Here is a 20,861-nt window from a genome sequence, read left to right on the forward strand (position 1 = left end):
CCAGCACGTTTTCCTCTTAGGGATTTAGTCATGCTCCGTTCCTTGCGCTGTGCGGCCCTGTTGGGCAGCCTTTTTCTGAGTGCGTCAGCACTGGCGGTCGATATTGACCAGGCCAGCTATGGCTACCCTTTGACCAACCCGTTTGAAGCAACCATCGCGACCACCCCGCCCAACCTGCGGCCGGAGTTGCCGTCCGACGATGAAATCAATCAGTCCGACTACACCCTGACGATGCGCCCCGAGCGTGAGTTCAGCCTGCCCGACAACTTCTGGGCGGTGAAGAAACTCACCTACCGCATCGCCAAGCAAGACCGCGCCGCACCGCTGATCTTCCTGATCGCCGGCACCGGTGCACGCTTTGACAGCACCATCAACGAATACCTGAAAAAGCTCTACTACAAGGCCGGTTACCACGTCGTCCAACTGTCGTCCCCGACCAGCTTCGACTTCATCGCCGCCGCCTCGCGCTTCGCCACCCCCGGCATCAGCCAGGAAGACGCCGAAGACATGTACCGCGTGATGCAGGCCGTGCGCGCGCAAAACCCGACGCTGCCGGTGACCGACTTCTACCTCACCGGCTACAGCCTGGGCGCCCTCGACGCAGCCTTCGTCAGCAAGCTGGATGAAACCCGTCGCAGCTTCAACTTCAAGAAAGTCCTGCTGCTGAACCCGCCGGTCAACCTCTACACCTCGATCACCAACCTCGACAAGCTGGTGCAAACCGAGGTCAAGGGCATCAACAACAGCACCACCTTCTATGAACTGGTGTTGAACAAACTGACCCGCTACTTCCAGCAAAAGGGCTACATCGACCTGAACGACGCCCTGCTCTACGACTTCCAGAACTCCAAGGAACACCTGACCAACGAACAGATGGCGATGCTGATCGGCACCTCGTTCCGCTTCTCGGCGGCCGACATTGCCTTCACCTCGGACCTGATCAACCGCCGCGGCCTGATCATCCCGCCCAAGTACCCGATCAGCGAAGGCACCAGCCTCACGCCATTTCTCAAGCGTGCGCTGCAGTGTGATTTCGACTGCTACCTCACCGAACAGGTGATCCCGATGTGGCGCGCCCGTTCCGACGGCGGCAGCCTGTTGCAACTGGTTGACCAGGTCAGCCTGTATGCGCTCAAGGACTACCTGCACGACAGCCCGAAAATCGCCGTCATGCACAACGCCGACGACGTGATCCTGGGCCCTGGCGACCTTGGCTTCCTGCGTAAAACCTTCGGCGATCGCTTGACCGTCTACCCCCTGGGCGGCCATTGCGGCAACCTCAACTACCGCGTCAACGCCGACGCCATGCTGGAGTTCTTCCGTGGCTAAATATCTTCTGCTGCTCGCCGCCCTGATGTGCGCGGGCGTGGCCAATGCCGACAACAGCAAGGCCCACACGCCGACCGTAGTGGACTCCGACGGTTTCAAGGAGCCCCTGAGCCATCTCAAGTTCAATCCTGGCCTGGACCAGCGTGAGTTCGAGCGTTCGTCGGTCAACGCCCTGAATGTCTACGACCCGCTGGAGTCGTGGAACCGCCGGGTCTACCACTTCAACTACCGCTTCGACCAGTGGGTGTTCCTGCCGGTGGTGGACGGTTACCGCTACGTTACCCCAAGCTTCCTGCGTACCGGCGTCAGCAACTTCTTCAACAACCTGGGGGATGTGCCCAACCTGTTGAACAGCCTGCTGCAGCTCAAAGGCCATCGTTCCCTGGAAACCACCGGGCGCCTGCTGCTCAACACCACCATCGGCATCGCCGGCCTGTGGGACCCGGCCACCGCCATGGGCCTGCCGCGCCAGAGCGAAGACTTCGGCCAGACCCTGGGCTTCTACGGTGTACCGGGCGGCGCCTACCTGGTGCTGCCGCTGTTTGGTCCGTCGAACCTGCGGGACACCACCGGCCTGCTGGTGGACTATGGCGCCGAGACCGAGATCAACTTCCTGAACGTGTCCAAGGTCAGCGAAAACCACCCGGAAATCTGGGCCCTGCGCGCCGTCGACAAGCGCTACCAGACCAGCTTCCGCTACGGCCAGATGAACTCGCCGTTCGAGTACGAAAAGGTGCGCTACGTGTACACCGAAGCGCGCAAGTTGCAGATCGCCGAGTAACGTCCCGTGTAGGCGCTGGCTTGCCAGCGCCTACACCGCGGCTCCCCGCCTGCACCACCTGCGCCACGTAAACTGCAATTGCAGCACCGCCGCCCTGGCCATTTCCCGATCCTGCTCCGCCAATCCCGAAGGCTGCTCCAGCACTTCCAGCAATACCGCACCCGGTGCATCCAGCAGCGACTCATTCGTCACGCTCGGGCCGCCCTCTTCCAGCGCCGCCTCCAACGCCCGCAAATAGCGATCGCGCTCACTCGCCAACGCACCCCGGCTGCCCGCCAGGCACGCGCGCAGCTCCAGCAACTCGTCCCCCAGATCCAGCCCGAGCAATCCGTTGTCCCAGTGGGCACGCCGATCAGCAGGCAAGGTTTCGCTGTAGCGCGATAGGCGAATCAGCCGGTCCGCCATGCGCCCGCCAAACCAGCTTTCGGCCTGCTCCAAAGGGCGGGAGGTCAGTTGCGCCAGGTCGAATAACGACGCCTTGAACATCCGCCGATAGTGATGCTCGCCAGGATTCAGCTGAATCAGCCGAAACACCACCACGGCAATGCCCACGCCCACCAGCGTCGCGATAGCCTTGTTGAGAAACGCGGCGAAGTCGTAGGTCATCACATTGCTGGGCCCGACGTTGTTGACGAAAAAGATGCAGAACGCCGACGCCGTGGCCGCCAGTGTGGGGCGACTCATGCACAGCGACGCCACGAACAGCGGCACACCCAGCGCCAGGCATAACAGCGCAAAACCCTCGAACCCCGGCAGCAACGCAAAGCGCACAACCCCGGCCACGGGAATCGACAGCGCAATGCCCTTGAGGAAGTTCAGGCTGGAGGCCGACGGGTTTTCCCGCGCCGCAAACAGGCTCAACACCACGCCACAAATAGACACCGCGCCCAGCCCCGAAGGCCATGCCATCAAGATCCAGAACGCCGCAACCGCCAGAAAAGCCAGTGCACTGCGCAACCCGCCGAGCACGCCTTGCTCGATGTCCCGGTGCCAGGACATCGCCCCCGGCGCGCCAGGCGGCACCCTGCCCTCTTCGACCGCGACCAGCGTCAATGCACTCAGGTCAATCAAACGCAGCACCTGCGCCAGTTGCATCAGGCAAAAGTGCGCTTCCTGGCCAAGACGCGGATCCTGCAACGCCAGGCCAAGCCGCTGCGACAGTTCGGACAGGTCTTCGAGGCGCTCTTGCTGCAACGCGCCCGCCACCGCTTCGATCAATGGCACCACGGCAACCGTCTCATCAAGCATCATCCGCTGGCGCGCCACGCCCCGCGCTGCCCGCAGCAGGCCAAGCAGGTCACGGCTGAGCACCCGCAAGGCCTGGGAGCGGCGCCGGCCCTTGGGCCCTTCAAACCAGGCGTGGTCACGCTGGCTGTCCACGGCTACGAGGCGGCTCAACGCTTCGAGCAGGCCTTTACGCTGATCGTTACCCAACAGCTCCGACGCGGCGGCACGTATCCCGGCCTGCCACGCGGCGCGTGCCTGGACCGCCAGCACCTGCTCGACCCGGCGCGGCCACAAAATCGTGCTGGCGATAGAGGCGCAGAGGATCCCCAGGCTGATCTCCTGGCAGCGCGCCACCGCCTCATCGAACACCCCCAAAGGTGCGGCCGTAGCGGGCAACGCAATAATCGCGGTGGTGTAACCCGCCAGCACAAAACCATAGGATGCGTGATTACGCAGCAAGGATGCGCCCGTGGTGCAAAACGCCAGCCACAGCGCCATGCACAGCAGGAACAGCAGCGGTGCCTGACCCAACATACCGATCATCGCGATAGAGACCATGGCCCCGGCAAACGTGCCCACCAGCCGATAGGCGCCTTTGGCCAGGACCATGCCACTGGTGGACTGGCCCACGATAAACACCGTGGTCAACGCCCATTGTGGTTGCTGCAGGTCGAAACAAAAGGCCAGGTACAACGCGACCCCGCCGGCGATCATGTTGCGCAGGGCGAACAGCAGATCGTTGCGGGACGGGGTCAGCGTCGCTTGCCAGAGATCAGGGAGCTGAAAGGTGGAGAACTTCATGAAACCCGCATATAGATAGCAAGCTAATGATTAGCATCGTATCTATATTTGCCGGGAATGCCAATCTCCCGGCTATTTGACCAACCGCTTTTCCTTGGACGGCCTGTAGCCAAAGTACGCGCTGTAGCACTTGCTGAAATGGCTTGGCGAGACAAATCCGCAGGCCACCAGCACGTCCACCTGGGACAGCTCGGTGTGTTGCAGCAGCCGGCGGGCCTCGGTGATGCGCAGTTCCAGGTAGTAACGCTGAGGCGTGGTGCCCAGTTGCTCCTTGAACAAGCGCTCCAACTGGCGCCGGGAACGGCCCGCGTATACCGCCAATTGCTCAAGCTCCAGGGGCTCTTCAAGGTTGGCGTCCATCAGCTTCACCACCTCACGCAGCGGTGCGCTCAAGCAGATGTTTTCCGTCGGTTTCACCCGCCGGTAACGCGACTCCTCAAACGCCAGGATGTCCTCGATGCCTTCGACCAAGGCTTTGCCGTACAGACCCTTGATCCAGTCCAGCGCCATATGAAACGCGCCGGACGGACTGGAAGCCGTCAGCCGGTCGCGATCAATCACATACGGCTCGCTGCTGACCTGCGTCGCCTTGCAGAACTCGGCCAGGGCCGGGCGATGTTCCGGGTGCACGGCGCACCGGTAGCCGCCAAGCAAACCCGCACGCCCCAGGAACCACGCACCGTTCCACAACCCGGCCAGGCTCACGCCCTGCTCCGAGGCGCTTTTCAGCAGGTGGATGAATTCGTCCGTGGCCTTCAGTTCGGTACGGTAGCCACCGCAGATCACCAGCAGGTCCAGCGCTTTAAGCACTGAATGCTCAAGCCGCGCATCAGGCCGGATCACCAACCCCAGGTCGCTGATCACCTCGCCTTCCTGCAAGCCAAACGTTGACGTGGCAAACGACGCCGGCCGCAGCAGGTTCGCGGTGATCAGCGCATCCAGCGCCTGGGTAAACGCCGGCAGCGAAAAATGTTCGAGCAACACAAACCCCACGCGCACCGTCTGGCGGGCCTCGCCGGGGTTTTCATTCAGATAGCGCAGGTTCTTGCCTTTCATGCCCCCGCTGAATTGCCGTCGCTCGATCAATTGCCTATGCCCTCGCACGCGTCCAGAGCTTGCCCACCACGCTGACAACCGCCAACACCACGGCCCCGGCAATGATCCCCGCCACCGCATTGAGCAACGTCGGCACCAGCCACGCCAGGCCACCGGTGCTTTGGCTCACGGTCTCGATCCAGTGATGCACCACCGGTACGCCATGGGTCAGGATACCGCCGCCCACCATGAACATCGCTGCCGTGCCGATCACCGACAGGCTTTTCATCATGTACGGCGCCGCCCGCAGGATCGCCCCGCCAATGCTGCGCGCCGCCTGACCGGGCTTTTGGGTGAGCCACAGCCCCAGGTCATCGAGCTTGACGATGCCGGCCACCAGGCCGTAGACGCCGATGGTCATGACGATGGCGATGCCCGACAGCACGATCACTTGCTGCATCAGCGGCGCATCCGCCACGGTGCCGAGGGTGATGGCGATGATTTCGGCCGAGAGAATGAAGTCGGTACGGATCGCGCCCTTGATCTTGTCCTTCTCGAACGCCACCAGGTCAGTGGCCGGGTCCGCCACGGCTTCCACCAGGTGCGCCTGTTCTTCGGTGCGCTTGTGCAAGAAGGTATGGGCGAGCTTTTCGAAACCCTCGAAACACAGATACGCGCCGCCCAGCATCAGCAACGGCGTGACCGCCCACGGCGCAAATGCGCTGATCAGCAAGGCCGCGGGCACCAGGATCAGCTTGTTGACGAACGAGCCCTTGGCCACCGCCCACACCACCGGGATTTCCCGCTCGGCGCGCACCCCGGAGACTTGCTGGGCATTCAGCGCCAGATCATCCCCCAGCACGCCCGCGGTTTTCTTCGCGGCCATCTTGGTCATCAAGGCCACATCGTCGAGCACTGCTGCGATGTCGTCGATCAATACCAGCAAACTGCTTCCTGCCATGGCTCGGGCTTCCCGTGATTCAAAGTGCGCCGAGAATAACGCGGCGCACACCGGGTTAGCGAGCCGTTCAGTGCGCAGGGGTTTGCCAGCCGCCGCCCAGGCTCTGTATCAACGCCACACTGCCCTGGCTGAGCTGGCCCTGGGTGTCACGCAGGTTCTGCTCGGCTTGCAGCAACACCAGTTGCTGGGTCAGCACATTCTCCTGGCTGACAGTGCCGGCACGCAATTGCGCCTCCTGGCTGCCGAACAGTTGCCGGTTGCGCTGGTACACCTGCTGGAAGGCATCGGCCTGGGTTTGCAGGTGGTTGATCGCCGACAGGTTGTCTTCGACGTTCTGCAGGGCGCTGAGCACCGTGCCACGGTAGGTCGCGGCGATCTGGTCGTAGCTGGCCTCGGCCTGCCTGACCGCTGCCTCACGGGCGCCGCCGTCGAACAGGGTTTCCGCCAGCGCCGGGCCCAGGGTCCAGATCCGATTGGGCAGCGAGAACAACCCGCCCAGCGCGCTGCCGCGATAACCGGCCTCGGCGGTGAGGTCCAGGGTCGGGAAGAACGCGGCCTCAGCCACGCCGATTTTCGCGTTGGCCGCCGCGGCCGAGCGCTCCGCCGCCACCACGTCGGGACGCCGTTGCAGCAAGGTTGACGGCAAGGTCAGCGGCGGGCGCGGCAACACGAAGGTGTAGTCATCCCGCGCCGCCACGGCGAATTCGCTCGGCGCCACGCCCACCAGCACCGCCAGTGCGTGCTCGTATTGCTCGCGGTCGCGCAGGGAGGTTTGCAGGTCGGCAATCGAGGTGGTGAGCTGGTCCTGGGCCACCAGCAACTGGTCGTTGGTGGCGACGCCCTGGGTGAACTGCACCTGGATCATGTCCAGCAGTTGCTGGTTGATCTTCTGTTGCTGTTGCAGCAGGCGCACGTCGATATCCATCTGCCGCAGGGCGAGGTAGTTGCTCGCCACGCTGGAGCTGATGGACAACCGCACCCCGGCCAGCAACGCGTCGGATTGCTGGGCCGTGGCCTGGCTGGACTCTATCCCGCGCCGTACCAGGCCCCACAGGTCCGGCTCCCAGCTGGCGGTCAAGGTCGCGCTGACGCTGTTCTCGACACCGCCCGAGGTAGTGCTGGATGTACTGCTGCCGCTGCCGCCCACACCCCGCGAACCCGACAGGCCTACGCCGACAGTGGGCCACAACCCGGCCCGGCTGGACGCCACCTGCGCCTGGGCCAGACGGTAGGCCGCCTCCGCCGCGATGATCGACTGGTTGGCCTTGGCCGAGCGCGCCACCAGGTCGTTCAGCACCGGGTCCTGATAGGCCAGCCACCACTGACTGTCCATCGCCCCTTGGGGGTTGGCCGCCGCGCGCTGCCACTGGGCGCCTTCCTTGAAAGTCTGCGGCAGCTCCATGGCGGGCTTCTGGTAATCCGGCCCGACCATGCAGCCGCCGAGCAGCAGGCTGATGCAAAGCACGCTGTATTTCACGTTCATAACCTTGCTTCCTTACGCCGACCCAGGCGCTGTGACGCCCGGTCGAGCCACAGGTAGATCACCGGGGTGGTGTACAGCGTCAGCACCTGGCTGAACAGCAGGCCACCAATAATCGAAATCCCCAACGGCCGGCGCAGTTCCGAGCCGTAGCCGGTGCCCAGCACCAGCGGCAGCGCGCCAAGGATCGCCGCCAGGGTGGTCATCATGATCGGCCGGAAGCGGATCAGGCACGCCCGGCGAATCGCTTCCTTCGCCGTGAGGCCGAACTCCCGCCGCTCGGTGATCGCGAAGTCGATCATCATGATCGCGTTCTTCTTCACGATGCCAATCAACAGAATCACCCCTACCAGCGCAATGATCGACAGCTCGGTGCCGGTCAGCAGCAAGGCAATCAACGCGCCGACACCGGCCGAGGGCAAGGTCGAGAGAATGGTCAGCGGGTGCATCAGGTTTTCGTAGAGGATGCCCAGCACGATATACACCGACAGCAACGCGGCCACGATCAGCAACGGCTCGCTGGCCACCGACGACTGGAACACCTGGGCCGTACCGGCAAACTGGCCCACCACACTGGCGGGCATGCGCAGTTGCTTCACCGCATCGTCCACCAGCGCAGTCGCCTGGCCGATGGACGTGCCGGGCGCCAGGTTGAACGAGACCGTCACCGCCGGGAACGTGCCCTGGTGGCTGATGGAGATCGCCGTGCGCGCCACGGTGTTATCCGCCAGCGCCGACAGCGGCACCAGGGTCTGTTCGGTAGTCAGGCTGGGCGCCGCCGTGGTGCCTTTGGTGGTCGTGGCCTGGGTGCCTGTCGGTACGTAAATGCCCTTGAGCGCCGAAGGGTCGGTCCAGTATTCCGGGGCGATTTCCATCACCACGTGGTACTGGTTGGCCGCGCGATACAGGGTGGCCACCTGGCGCTGGCCAAAGGCGTCGTACAGCGTCTGGTCGACCGCCGAGACACTCACCCCGAGGCGCGCCGCCGTGTCGCGGTTGATCTGCACATTGGCCAGCAGGCTGTTGTCTTGCTGGTCGGTATTGAGGTCGGTGAGTTGCGGCAACTTACGCAGCACCGCCACCACTTTGGGCACCCATTCATCCAGGGATTCCTGGTCATCGGCGGTCAGGGTGTACTGGTACTGCGCGCCACTTTGCCGGCCACCCACGGTGATGTCCTGGGCCGACTGCAAATACAGCTTGGTGCCGGGCATGGCGCCGAGGCTGCGGCGAATCTGCCCGATGATGTCGGTGGCATTGTCCTTGCGCTCGCCCAGGGGCTTGAGCAATACAAACATCTGCGCACTGTTGACCGCCCCGCCGCCGCCTCCGCCACCGCCGACAAACCCGGCGACGGTGTCGATATTCGGGTTTTTCATCACCTTGCGGTTGATCTCGGTGAAGTCCTTCTGCATCGCCCCGTAGGAAATGCTCTGGTTGGCCTGGATGCTGCCCTGCAAGCGCCCGGTGTCTTCCTGGGGAAAGAAGCCCTTGGGCACCAGCACGTACAACACACCGGCAAGCACGATCACCAGCACCGTGACGAAGCCCATCAGCACCGTATGGTCGATCACCCAACCCAGGGTGCGATCGTAGAAGCGGTGAAAGCGCGAATCCGGGTGTTCGTTGCCTGCGTGAATTTCTTTCGGCGCGCGCAACAGCACGCTGGCAAGCATCGGCGTGACCGTCAGGGAGATCAGCATCGAGATCACGATGGCCACCGACAGCGATACCGAAAACTCGCGGAACAGCCGCCCGACAATCCCGCCCATCAGCAGCAGCGGAATAAACACCGCCACCAGCGACACGCTGATGGTCAGCACCGTGAAACCCACCTCCTGGGCGCCGGCCAGCGCGGCTTCCACCCGGGTCTTGCCGCGCTCCAGGTGACGCATGATGTTTTCCACCACCACGATCGCATCGTCCACCACAAACCCGGTGGAAATGGTCAGCGCCATGAGGGACAAGTTGTTCAGGCTGTAGCCGAGGAAGTACATCGCGCCGAAGGTGCCCAGCAGCGACAACGGCACCACAATCGCCGGCACCAGAGTGCTGCGCCAGTCGCGGAAGAAGCCGAACGTCACCAGCGTCACCAACAGGATCGACACCAGCAACGTCACTTCCACGTCGTGCAACGACGCGCGAATGGTGGTGGTGCGGTCCATCAGCAGGTCGAGCTTGATCGTCGCGGGTATCGAGCTTTGCAAAAACGGCAGCGAGGCTTTCACCGCGTCCACCGTTTCGATCACGTTGGCGCCGGGCTGCTTGAACACCACCAGCAACACCGCCGGCTTGCCGTTGGACAGGCCGAAGTTGCGCAGGTCCTGCACATCTTCACGGACGTAGCCGAGGTCGGCGATATGGATCAAGTCGCCGTTGCGCGCCTTGACCACCAGCGGCCCGTAGTCCTTTTCATCGAGCAACTGGTCGTTGGCGGCAATGCCGTAGTTGCGGTCGCCGATGGCCACGTTGCCCTTGGGCAGGTTGACGTTGGACGCGTTGATCACCTGGCGCACCTGCTCCAGGCTGACGCCGTACTGGTTGAGTCGGTCGGGGTTCAACTCCACCCGCACCGCCGGCAGCGCGCCGCCGCCCACGGTCACGTCACCGACGCCGGTGGTCTGCAACAGCCGCTGCTCCAGCAGGGTCGAAGCCACGTCATACATCTGCCCCGGCGTGGCGCTGTCGGAGGTCAGGCTGATGATCAAGATTGGCGAGTCGGCCGGGTTGACCTTGCGGTACGTCGGGTTGCCGGACAGGTCGCTGGGCAGGTTGCTGCGGGCGGCGTTGATCGCGGCCTGAACGTCCCGGGCAGCACCGTCGATGTCGCGGTTCAGGTCGAACTGCAGGATGATCCGCGCCGAGCCAAGGCTGCTGGACGAGGTCATCTGCGTGACCCCGGCAATCTGGCCGAACTGCCGTTCCAACGGCGTGGCCACCGAACTGGCGACGGTGGTCGGATCGGCGCCGGGCAACGAGGCGCTGACGCTGATGGTCGGGAAATCCACCTCCGGCAGCGGCGCCACCGGCAGCAGCATAAAAGCCAGTGCGCCGAACAGCGCGAGGCCGGCCGCCATCAAGGTGGTTGCAATGGGACGGCGAACAAACGGCGCGCTGAGGTTCATCGCCATCAGACCGCTTCAGCCGGGCGACGGCTGAAACGCTGCCCCAGGCCATGCATGGCGAGGAAGATCACCGGCGTGGAAAACAGCGTCAGCAACTGGCTGAGCAACAGCCCGCCGATAATCGCGATACCCAACGGATGGCGCAGCTCCGAGCCAATCCCCGTGCCCAGCGCCAGCGGCACCGCGCCGAACAGCGAGGCCATGCTGGTCATCAGGATCGGCCGGAACCGCAACTCCGCCGCCTGACGGATCGCCGCCACAGGGCTCAGGCCACCCTCACGCAAGAGTTCCAGGGCGAAGTCGACCATCATGATGCCGTTTTTCATCACGATGCCGATCAGCAGCACAATACCGATCAGGCCGATAATGTCGAACTGCGTACCAGTCACCAGCAGCGCCAGCAAGGCCCCGAGCGCCGCCGAGAGCAGCGTCGAAAGGATCGTCACCGGGTGCACGAAGCTCTCGTACAGAATCCCCAGCATCAGGTACACCACCACAATCGCCGCCACCACCAGGAACACCTGGTTCGACAGCGACTGCTCGAACGTCGCCGCCGCGCCTTCAAGGTTGGCCTGCACCGACAGCGGCAGACCGACCTTGGCCTCGATGTCCTTGAGCCGCGTGACGGCCGCGCCAAGGGTCTGGCCGGGGGCGAGGTTGAACGACACGTCGGCATACGGAAACTGGCCCAGCCGGTTGATGGTCACGGGGGCACGTATCACTTGCATGGTGGCCATGCTCGACAGCGGCGCGACACCGCCACCGGGAATATCCACGTACAACCCCGTGAGCAAATCCGACAAGTTGCGCGGCGGATGGTCGGTGGCGATCACCACGTGGTACTGGTTGAGCTGGGTATAAATCGTCGAGACCTGGCGCTGGCCGAAGGCGTCGTACAGCACATCGTCGATGGCCTGTGGCGTGATGCCCAGGCGCGAGGCGGTGGCGCGGTCAAACGTCAGCTGGATCTGGTTGCCGAACTGCATCGCCTGGCTTTGCACGTCGGTGAACATCGGGTCTTGCTTGATCGCCGCCAGCAGCCTGGTGGTCCACTGCTCCAGCTCGTCCGGGTCGGTGGCTTGCAGGCCCAGGCGGTAGCTGGTGGTAGACACCGTGGCGTCGAGGGTCAGGTCCTGCACCGAGTGCAGGTACAGGCGGATGCCGGCGTCGTCGGCGTTGGCATCGGAGAGCCGGCGGATCACGTCGGTGGCGCTGTCACGCTCGCCCCGGGGCTTGAGGTTGATCAACAGGTTGCCCTGGTTGATGGTCGGGTTGGTCTGGTCGATCCCGACAAACGACGACAGGCTTTGCACCGCCGGGTCCTTGAGGATCCGGGCGGCGAGGCGCTGTTGTTCGGTCTGCATCTGCTGGAACGAAACCGTCGGCGCCGCCTGGGAAATGCCCTGGATCAGGCCGGTGTCCTGGTCCGGGAAAAAGCCCTTGGGCATGATCACCAGCGTCACCAGGGTCAACGCAGCAGTGAGCACCACCGAAATCAGCGTGAGCGTGCGGTGCGCCAGCACCCAGTCCAGGCCGCGTACGTAGTGGGTGTTGATGCGGTCGAAGAAATCCGCACGGCGTTCTTCATGCTTATTCTTGAGCATCCGCGCGCACATCATCGGCGTCAGGGTCAGGGAGATGAACGCCGAGATCACGATGGTCACGGCCACGGTCATGGCGAATTCGCGGAACAAGCGGCCGACCACATCGCCCATGAACAGCAGCGGGATCATCACTGCGATCAGCGCAATCGACAGCGAAATAATCGTGAAGCCGATTTGCTCCGAACCCTTGAGTGCAGCCTCCAGCGGTGAGTCGCCGGCCTCGATATAGCGCGTGATGTTTTCGATCATCACGATGGCGTCATCCACCACAAACCCGATGGCAATCGTCAGCGCCATCAGCGTCAGGTTGTTCAGGGAGAAGCCCAATGCATAGGCCACCGCCAGGGTGCCCACCAGCGTCAGCGGAATGGTGACGGCGGGAATGATCGTGGCCGGCACGTTGCGCAGGAACGCGAAAATCACGATCACTACCAGCGCGATGGCCATGGCCAGTTCGTACTGCACATCGGTGACCGAGGCGCGGATGGTTTGGGTGCGGTCAGTCAGCACCGCGACCTTCAAGGTACCCGGCAAACTCGCCCGCAGCTTGGGCAGCAATTGCTGCACGCGGTCGACCACTTCAATCACGTTGGCGCCGGGCTGGCGCTGGATATTCAGCACAATCGACGGCGTGCTGTTGGTCCACGCGGCCTGACGCGGGTTTTCCGGGCCCTGGGTGGAACTGGCGATCTGTGACAGGCGAATCGGCGCGCCGTTTTTATAGGCGATTACCAGGTCGCGGTATTCCTCGGCCGATTGCAGCTGGTCGTTGGCACCAATGGAATAGGCCTGGAACTTGCCATCGATATTGCCCTTGGCCTGATTGACGTTGGCGGTGCCGAGGGAGCTGCGCAGGTCATCGATGGACAGGCCAAGGCTATTGAGCGCCGAGGTGTTCGCCTCGACCCGCACCGCCGGGCGTTGGCCGCCGCTGATGGTCACCAGGCCGACGCCGGTGATCTGCGAGATTTTCTGCGCCAGGCGTGTGTCCGCCAGGTCTTCGACCTTGGTCAGCGGCAGCACATCGGAGGTCAGGGACAGGGTCAGCACCGGCGCATCCGCCGGGTTGACCTTGCTGTACACCGGCGGGTACGGCAGGTTGGCCGGCAAGAAGGTCCCGGCAGCGTTGATCGCGGCCTGTACTTCCTGTTCGGCGACGTCCAGGGATAGCGACAGGTCGAATTGCAGGGTCACCACCGAAGCGCCGTCGGAGCTGGTGGAGTTCATGGATTTAAGGCCCGGCATCTCGCCGAGCTGGCGCTCCAGCGGTGCGGTGATGGAAGAACTGACCACGTCCGGGCTGGCGCCGGGGTATTGGGTGAAGACCTGGATAGTCGGGTAATCGACTTCGGGCAATGCCGACACCGACAGCAAGTGATACCCCAGCATCCCCAGCAACAGCACCGCGACCATCATCAAGGTGGTGGCGACGGGACGTTCGATAAAGGGCCGCGAAATGTTCATGCTCGGCAGCTCCTCACTGGGCGACGACCTTCACAGCCGAACCGTCATCCAGCTTGTCGGCGCCTTCGGTAATCACCTGTTCGCCGGGCTTGACCCCGCTTTCGAGCACCGCCGAGATGTCGCCCATGGACGGGCCGGTCTTGATGTTGCGCAGGCTGGCCTTGTCGCCGTTCACCACGAACACGAAATCACCCTTGCTGCCATGCTGGATCGCCCGGGTGGGTACCACGGCAACCTGGGTCAGGGTGTCGGCTTTCAGGCGCGCATTGACGAACTGGTTGGGGAACAGCGCATTGCCCGAATCGTCGAACTGCGCCTTGACCTTGATGGTGCCGGTGGTGGTATCCACCTGGTTGTCCAGGGCCAACAGGCTGCCGGTGGCCAGCAAGGCTTTTTTATTGCGGTCGTAGGCCAGCACCGTCACGGCGCCACGGCCCAGGGCTTGATTGATTGCACCCAAGTCGTCCTCGGGGACCGCGAACACTACCGTGGCCGGGTTCATCTGGGTGATCACCACAATGCCGGTGGTGCTGGTGGTAGTGACATAGTTGCCCGGGTCTACCAGGCGCAGGCCCACCACGCCGTCGACGGGCGAGGTGATGGTGCAGTAGCCGACCTGCACTTCAAGGTTCTGCACATTGCCCTGGTCGGCGGCCACGGTGCCCAGTTGTTGCTGGACCAGCGAGGCCTGGGTATCGACGGTTTGCTGGCTGGTGGAGCCGGCCTTGACCAGTTCGCGGTAGCGCACCAGATCGCGCTGGGCGTTGCTCAACACCGCCTGGTCGTGGGCCAGGGTGCCCTTGGCCACGGCCAACTGGGCCTTGAGGGCACGGTCATCGATGCGCGCGATCACCTGGCCCTTGGTGACATGCTGGCCTTCCTTGAACGCCACGCTGCTGAGGATGCCATCGACCTGGGTGACCACCGTCACACTGCGGGTCGGGGTGACGGTGCCGAGGGCATCGATGTACACCGGCACGTCCTGCAACACCACCGGCACCACGGCCACCGGTTCGCCGGTGGCGGGCGGCCTGCCTTTGTGCCCACCTGCAAAGAAGTGCAAACCCAGGGCAATCAACACCGCTACCAGTAACAACGTGCCAACTACCCAGGCGAACGTACGTCGTCTGCTTTTCTCCACGGGTTTCTCTCTCGAACGCCGAAATCAGGAAGGGGCGGCCCGGCTAAATGGCCGCTCGCTGCCTGAACTCTAGCAGCGCGCTCGGGCCGTGCCTGTACGACCGTGAATGCGTTCAGCATCAAGACAGACAAAGTCAGCTGGGCGCCCCACCGTGCAAGGGCTGCAGCACGATTCTTGAGCCCTGCGCAAAGCCGGTGCTACCATGCCCGACCGCCTGTCTTGGCAAGGAACGACCTGGTCTATGAGCACCATTCGCGAGCGCAACAAAGAACTGATCCTGCGGGCTGCCAGTGAGGAGTTTGCCGACAAGGGCTTCGCCGCGACCAAAACCAGCGACATCGCCGCCAAGGCGGGGCTGCCCAAGCCCAACGTCTACTACTACTTCAAGTCCAAGGACAACCTCTACCGCGAGGTGCTCGAAAGCATTATCGAGCCGATCCTGGCCGCCTCCACACCGTTCAATCCCGAGGGCGACCCTGCGGCCGTGCTGAGCGGCTACATCCGCTCGAAAATCTGCATCTCCCGGGATCTGCCGTTTGCCTCGAAAGTGTTCGCCAGCGAAATCATGCACGGCGCCCCGCATTTGAGCCCGGAGCAGGTGGACCAGCTGAATGCCCAGGCCAAACACAACATCGACTGCATCCAGAGCTGGGTGGACCGGGGGCTGATTGCGCCGATTGACCCGCATCATCTGATGTTCAGCATCTGGGCGGCGACGCAGACCTACGCGGATTTTGACTGGCAGATTTCAGCGGTGACCGGGAAGGCCAAGCTGGATGAAGCGGATTATGAGGCGGCGGCGCAGACGATTATTCGGTTGGTGCTTAAAGGGTGTGAGCCGGACTGAAGAGCATCGCAGGCAAGCCAGCTCCCACAGTGGATTTGTGCCAGACACAGAATGTATGAACGACAGAGATCCACTGTGGGAGCGGGCTTGCCCGCGATAGCTATCTCCAGGACACATCCTGCCAAAACCTGGAACACCCCTTAAAACATTCCCATCTAGCCTTTCAGAACTCACTTCTGCAAAGGGGCAACGGAATGCCTGATCTACCCGCATCATGTCGTCTGCGCACAGGGCGCTATAACGAATCCAACCGCATTTATCTTCTGACCAGCAACACACTGCATCGCGAGCCCATATTCAGCGACTTCAAGCTGGGAAGACTGGTGGTGCAGCAGTTCAGAATTGCGCAGAACCAACGTCTGGCAACCTCATTGGCCTGGGTGGTAATGCCTGATCATTTCCACTGGTTGATTTCACTGGAAAACGGTTCTCTGGCTGACCTGATGCGCCAGGTCAAATCCAAAAGTACTCGAATCGTAAATGCTGTTGCCGGGCGTCAAGGGCGCCTTTGGCAACCGGGCTTCCATGACCATGCCGTGCGGCGTGAAGAAAGCCTTGAGGGCATAGCCCGGTACATCGTGGCCAATCCCCTGAGAGCGGGTCTCGTGAAGAAATATGGCGACTACCCTCTGTGGGATGCGATCTGGCTTTGACTGTAGACCGGGTCGCCGCCATCGCGGGCAAGCCCGCTCCCACATTTTGATTTGTGAATACATTCAACTGTGGGAGCGGGCTTGCCCGCGATAGCTATCGATCAGTCACCTCAAATCAAGCAGTAACCCCCGCATCCGCCCACAACCCCTGCCCCTCGATCGCACTGATCGCACACTGTTCATCAATATCCGATGTATCCCCGCTGATCCCGATCGCGCCCAGCACCACACCCTCCTGATCCCGAATCAACACCCCGCCCGGCGCCGGCACCACGCTGCCTTGCCCCAGGCTGTTCAACGCCGCAATAAACGCCGGCCGCTGCTGCGCATCCAGCGCCAGCAAGCGCGAGCCCTTGCCCAGGGCAATTGCGCCCCAGGCCTTGCCGATCGCGATCTGCGGGCGCAGCAGGCTCGCGCCATCTTCGCGCTGCAACGTAATCAAATGCCCGCCGCTGTCGAGTACCGCAACGGTCAGCGGCGCTGCCGAAATGGTGCGGCCTGCCGCGATGGCGTGGCTGGCCAGGTTGACTGCGACTTTCAAGGTTAAAGCGCTCATGGGTGCCGTCCTTATCTTGTTATGGGAAAGCCGTGGGGCTCTGTCTGATCAGAAGCTCGATCAAACAAATAGAACACAATAGATTTATTTTTTGTATACAATATTTCGAAACATACGCACCACACGTCGAAATATTCCTGTCCAGAAGCCTTCCGACGAACGTAAAGGCCACCCAAGAAAATGGATTGACCTGCCCCGCTCGCCGTGAATACACTTCAGACAAACACCACTTGTATACAATTACAAAACGCAAGAGGCACCAAAACCATGAGCAAAATGAGAGCAATCGAAGCCGCTGTCCTGGTGATGCGCCGTGAAGGGGTCGACACCGCCTTCGGTATCCCGGGCGCCGCGATCAACCCGCTGTATTCGGCCTTGCAGAAGGTCGGTGGCATCGATCACGTCCTTGCTCGCCACGTTGAAGGCGCCTCGCACATGGCTGAGGGCTATACCCGCACCAAGGCCGGCAATATCGGCGTGTGCATCGGCACTTCGGGCCCGGCGGGCACCGACATGGTCACCGGCCTGTACAGCGCCTCGGCCGACTCGATCCCGATCCTGTGCATCACCGGCCAGGCGCCGCGGGCACGGATGCACAAGGAAGACTTCCAGGCCGTCGACATCACCAGCATCGTCAAGCCGGTGACCAAGTGGGCGACTACCGTCCTGGAACCCGGCCAGGTGCCGTATGCCTTCCAGAAAGCCTTCTATGAAATGCGCTCCGGCCGCCCGGGCCCGGTGCTGATCGACCTGCCGTTCGACGTACAAATGGCCGAGATCGAATTCGACATCGACGCCTACCAGCCGCTGCCCCTGGCCAAGCCACTGGCCACCCGCATCCAGGTGGAAAAAGCCCTGGCCCTGCTGGACCAGGCCGAACGCCCCTTGCTGGTGAGCGGAGGCGGCGTGATCAACGCCGACGCCAGCGAGCTGCTGGTGGAGTTCGCCGAGTTGACCGGCATCCCGGTGATCCCGACCCTGATGGGCTGGGGCACGATCCCCGACGATCACCCGCAGATGGTGGGCATGGTCGGCCTGCAAACGTCCCACCGTTATGGCAACGCGACGATGTTGAAATCGGACGTGGTGCTGGGCATCGGTAACCGCTGGGCCAACCGCCACACCGGTTCGGTGGAGGTGTACACCGAGGGCCGCAAATTCATTCACGTTGACATCGAGCCGACGCAAATCGGCCGCGTGTTCACCCCGGACCTGGGCATCGTGTCCGACGCCGGTTCCGCCCTGACCCTGTTCATAGAAGTAGCCCGCGAGTGGAAAGCCGCCGGCAAGCTCAAGGACCGCAGCGCCTGGCTCCACGATTGCCAGCAGCGCAAGGCCACCCTGCACCGCAAGACCCACTTCGACAACGTGCCGGTCAAGCCGCAACGGGTGTACGAAGAGATGAACCAGGTGTTCGGCAAAGACACCTGCTACGTCAGCACCATCGGCCTGTCGCAGATTGCCGGCGCACAGTTCCTGCACGTCTATAAGCCACGCCACTGGATCAACTGCGGCCAGGCCGGCCCGCTCGGCTGGACCATTCCGGCCGCGCTGGGTGTGGTCAAGGCTGATCCGACCCGCAAGGTTGTCGCGCTGTCGGGCGACTATGACTTCCAGTTCATGATCGAAGAGCTGGCCGTGGGCGCGCAGTTCAAGCTGCCGTACATCCACGTGGTGGTGAACAACTCCTACCTGGGGCTGATCCGCCAGGCCCAGCGCGGGTTTGAGATGGACTACTGCGTGCAGCTGTCCTTCGACAACCTCAACGCGCCGGAACTCAACGGTTATGGCGTCGACCACGTGGCCGTCGCCGAAGGCCTGGGTTGCAAGGCCCTGCGCGTGTTCGAGCCGGGTCAGATCCAGCCTGCACTGCGCAAGGCTCAGGAGATGATCGAAGAGTTCAAGGTGCCGGTGATCGTTGAAATCATTCTGGAGCGGGTGACCAATATTTCCATGGGCACCGAGATCAACGCCGTCAACGAATTCGAAGATCTGGCACTGGTGGGCAACGACGCGCCGACCGCCATTTCACTGCTCGATTAAGGAGAACCCCATGCCGCGTTTCGCCGCCAACCTGTCCATGCTGTTTACCGAACAGGACTTTCTTGCCCGTTTCAAAGCCGCCGCCGACGCGGGGTTCAGTGGTGTGGAATACCTGTTTCCCTATGAATTCAGCTCGGCTGAAATCAAGGCGCAACTCGATGCCCACGGCCTGACCCAAGTGCTGTTCAACCTGCCGGCCGGTGACTGGGCCAAGGGCGAACGCGGCCTGGCGTGCCACCCGGACCGGGTCGAGGAGTTCCGCGCCGGGGTCAACCTGGCCATCGCCTACGCCCAGGTGCTGGGCAATACTCAGATCAACTGCCTGGCGGGGATTCGCCCGGCCGGCGTGGATGACGCGACGCTGGAAAAAACCTTCGTCGCCAACCTCAAGTACGCCGCCGACAAGCTGCAAACAGTGGGCATCAAGCTGGTGATGGAAGCCATCAACACCCGCGACATCCCGGGTTTCTACCTGAACAACACGGCGCAGGCCCTGTCGATTCGCGAGCAGGTGGGCAGTGCCAACCTGTTCCTGCAGTACGACATCTATCACATGCAAATCATGGAAGGCGACCTCGCCCGCACCATGGCGAACCACTTGGATGAGATCAACCACATCCAGCTGGCGGACAACCCGGGGCGCAACGAGCCGGGCACCGGTGAGATCAACTACCGCTTCCTGTTCGAACATTTGGACCGCATTGGTTATCAGGGCTGGGTCGGCTGTGAGTACAAGCCGTTGACCACCACCGAAGCGGGTTTGGGTTGGCTCAAAAGCCACAACGCGATCTAACCCACAAAAACAATAAGAGGATTTTAATCATGGCTAAAATCGGATTTATCGGCACCGGCATCATGGGCCAACCCATGGCCGCCAACCTGCAAAAGGCCGGGCACCAACTGTTCCTGTCCGAGCATCACGGCAAGGCCCCGGCTGAACTGATCACCGCTGGCGCGGTGGCCCTGGCCAACCCGCAGCAAGTGGCCCAGGAAGCCGAATTCATCATCGTCATGGTGCCCGACACCCCGCAGGTCGACGACGTGCTGTTCCGCGCCGACGGTGTGGCCGCAGGCCTGGGGCCGAACAAAGTGGTGATCGACATGAGCTCGATCTCGCCCACCGCCACCAAGGCCTTCGCCGCGAAGATCAACGAGACCGGCGCGCGCTACCTCGACGCCCCGGTGTCCGGTGGTGAAGTCGGCGCCAAGGCCGGCACCCTGAGCATCATGATCGGCGGCGACCCGCACACCTTCGAACGCGCCCTGCCGCTGTTCCAGGCCATGGGCAAGAACATCACCCTGGTGGGCGGCAATGGCGATGGCCAGACCGCCAAGGTGGCCAACCAGATCATCGTCGCCCTGAACATCCAGGCGGTGGCGGAAGCGCTGCTGTTCGCCTCGAAGAACGGTGCCGACCCGGCCAAGGTGCGGGAAGCCCTGATGGGAGGGTTTGCTTCGTCGAAAATCCTCGAAGTGCATGGCGAGCGGATGATCAAGGGCACCTTCGATCCGGGCTTCCGCATCAACCTGCACCAGAAGGATCTGAACCTGGCGTTGGCCGGTGCCAAGGAGTTGGGGATCAACCTGCCCAACACCGCCGGTACCCAACAGGTGTTCAGCACCTGCACGGCCATCGGTGGCGGCAACTGGGACCACTCGGCGCTGATCAAGGGCCTGGAACATATGGCGAATTTTTCGATTCGCAATAAGTAACGCCCGCCCTTCCCTGTAGGAGCCGGCTTGCCGGCGATGAGGCCACCCGCTTCACCGCCAGCCTTCAGGCCGCCATCGCCGGCAAGCCGGCTCCTACAGTT

The 20,861-nt window shown here is 62.7% G+C and carries 15 protein-coding genes; 7 read left to right on the forward strand and 8 right to left on the reverse strand.

The annotated features are described in order from the left end of the window. Positions 1 to 30 precede the first annotated feature (30 nt). Both JFV30_RS19860 and JFV30_RS19865 read left to right on the forward strand, forming a co-directional pair. The gene (locus JFV30_RS19860) at positions 31 to 1,329 is read left to right on the forward strand and encodes a serine protein kinase PrkA (protein ID WP_010166231.1); all 1,299 of its coding nucleotides are present in this window, start codon (positions 31 to 33) and stop codon (positions 1,327 to 1,329) included. Next, positions 1,322 to 2,110, forward strand: a complete 789-nt coding sequence (locus JFV30_RS19865) for an MlaA family lipoprotein (RefSeq protein WP_003210582.1) — start codon at positions 1,322 to 1,324, stop codon at positions 2,108 to 2,110. Before JFV30_RS19860 ends, JFV30_RS19865 begins: the two co-directional genes overlap by 8 nt. Before the next feature lie 30 nt (positions 2,111 to 2,140). Here JFV30_RS19865 and JFV30_RS19870 read toward each other — a convergent pair whose 3' ends face one another. From JFV30_RS19870 to JFV30_RS19900, 7 genes are all read right to left on the reverse strand, one after another. Continuing rightward, positions 2,141 to 4,138 carry an FUSC family protein gene (locus tag JFV30_RS19870; RefSeq protein ID WP_201124993.1) on the reverse strand — a complete coding sequence of 666 codons (1,998 nt, stop codon included), beginning with the start codon at positions 4,136 to 4,138 and terminating at the stop codon, positions 2,141 to 2,143. Positions 4,139 to 4,210: 72 nt separating this feature from the next. Continuing rightward, positions 4,211 to 5,194: a GlxA family transcriptional regulator gene (locus tag JFV30_RS19875; RefSeq protein ID WP_201124994.1), complete on the reverse strand. Its 984-nt coding sequence runs from the start codon at positions 5,192 to 5,194 to the stop codon at positions 4,211 to 4,213. Positions 5,195 to 5,228: 34 nt separating this feature from the next. Beyond that, positions 5,229 to 6,134: a DUF808 domain-containing protein gene (locus tag JFV30_RS19880; RefSeq protein ID WP_010166227.1), complete on the reverse strand. Its 906-nt coding sequence runs from the start codon at positions 6,132 to 6,134 to the stop codon at positions 5,229 to 5,231. A gap of 67 nt (positions 6,135 to 6,201) precedes the next feature. After that, positions 6,202 to 7,617: an efflux transporter outer membrane subunit gene (locus JFV30_RS19885; RefSeq protein WP_169385921.1), complete on the reverse strand. Its 1,416-nt coding sequence runs from the start codon at positions 7,615 to 7,617 to the stop codon at positions 6,202 to 6,204. Continuing rightward, entirely contained in the window at positions 7,614 to 10,739 is a 3,126-nt protein-coding gene (locus JFV30_RS19890) for an efflux RND transporter permease subunit (protein WP_029615732.1), read from the reverse strand. Before JFV30_RS19890 ends, JFV30_RS19885 begins: the two co-directional genes overlap by 4 nt. Positions 10,740 to 10,744: 5 nt before the next feature. Beyond that, entirely contained in the window at positions 10,745 to 13,807 is a 3,063-nt protein-coding gene (locus JFV30_RS19895) for an efflux RND transporter permease subunit (RefSeq protein WP_201124995.1), read from the reverse strand. A 13-nt stretch (positions 13,808 to 13,820) separates the two neighbouring features. Beyond that, entirely contained in the window at positions 13,821 to 14,948 is a 1,128-nt protein-coding gene (locus tag JFV30_RS19900) for an efflux RND transporter periplasmic adaptor subunit (protein WP_029615731.1), read from the reverse strand. 241 nt (positions 14,949 to 15,189) lie between these two features. Here JFV30_RS19900 and JFV30_RS19905 point away from each other — a divergent pair, with 241 nt between their 5' ends. Together JFV30_RS19905 and JFV30_RS19910 are read left to right on the forward strand one after the other, a co-directional pair. Then, the gene (locus JFV30_RS19905) at positions 15,190 to 15,795 is read left to right on the forward strand and encodes a TetR/AcrR family transcriptional regulator (protein ID WP_010166220.1); all 606 of its coding nucleotides are present in this window, start codon (positions 15,190 to 15,192) and stop codon (positions 15,793 to 15,795) included. A 194-nt stretch (positions 15,796 to 15,989) separates the two neighbouring features. Beyond that, positions 15,990 to 16,448, forward strand: coding sequence for an REP-associated tyrosine transposase (locus JFV30_RS19910; RefSeq protein ID WP_169385924.1), 459 nt, complete (start codon positions 15,990 to 15,992; stop codon positions 16,446 to 16,448). A gap of 115 nt (positions 16,449 to 16,563) precedes the next feature. On the opposite strand, the gene JFV30_RS19915 is transcribed toward JFV30_RS19910, so the two are convergent. Beyond that, entirely contained in the window at positions 16,564 to 17,004 is a 441-nt protein-coding gene (locus JFV30_RS19915) for a GlcG/HbpS family heme-binding protein (RefSeq protein WP_169385925.1), read from the reverse strand. Between the two features lie 267 nt (positions 17,005 to 17,271). Between JFV30_RS19915 and gcl the strand changes: the two genes are divergently transcribed. The 3 genes from gcl to JFV30_RS19930 are packed head-to-tail and all read left to right on the forward strand — an operon-like array spanning position 17,272 to position 20,760. Further along, positions 17,272 to 19,047 (forward strand): glyoxylate carboligase, encoded by a 1,776-nt coding sequence (gcl, locus tag JFV30_RS19920; RefSeq protein WP_010166214.1) that lies wholly within the window; start codon positions 17,272 to 17,274, stop codon positions 19,045 to 19,047. A 10-nt stretch (positions 19,048 to 19,057) separates the two neighbouring features. After that, positions 19,058 to 19,840 carry a hydroxypyruvate isomerase gene (gene hyi / locus JFV30_RS19925; protein WP_201124996.1) on the forward strand — a complete coding sequence of 261 codons (783 nt, stop codon included), beginning with the start codon at positions 19,058 to 19,060 and terminating at the stop codon, positions 19,838 to 19,840. 29 nt (positions 19,841 to 19,869) lie between these two features. Further along, positions 19,870 to 20,760 carry a 2-hydroxy-3-oxopropionate reductase gene (locus tag JFV30_RS19930; RefSeq protein ID WP_201124997.1) on the forward strand — a complete coding sequence of 297 codons (891 nt, stop codon included), beginning with the start codon at positions 19,870 to 19,872 and terminating at the stop codon, positions 20,758 to 20,760. Positions 20,761 to 20,861 lie beyond the last annotated feature (101 nt).

Origin of the sequence: Pseudomonas sp. TH32 (assembly GCF_016650855.1) — a bacterium.
GTDB lineage: Bacteria > Pseudomonadota > Gammaproteobacteria > Pseudomonadales > Pseudomonadaceae > Aquipseudomonas.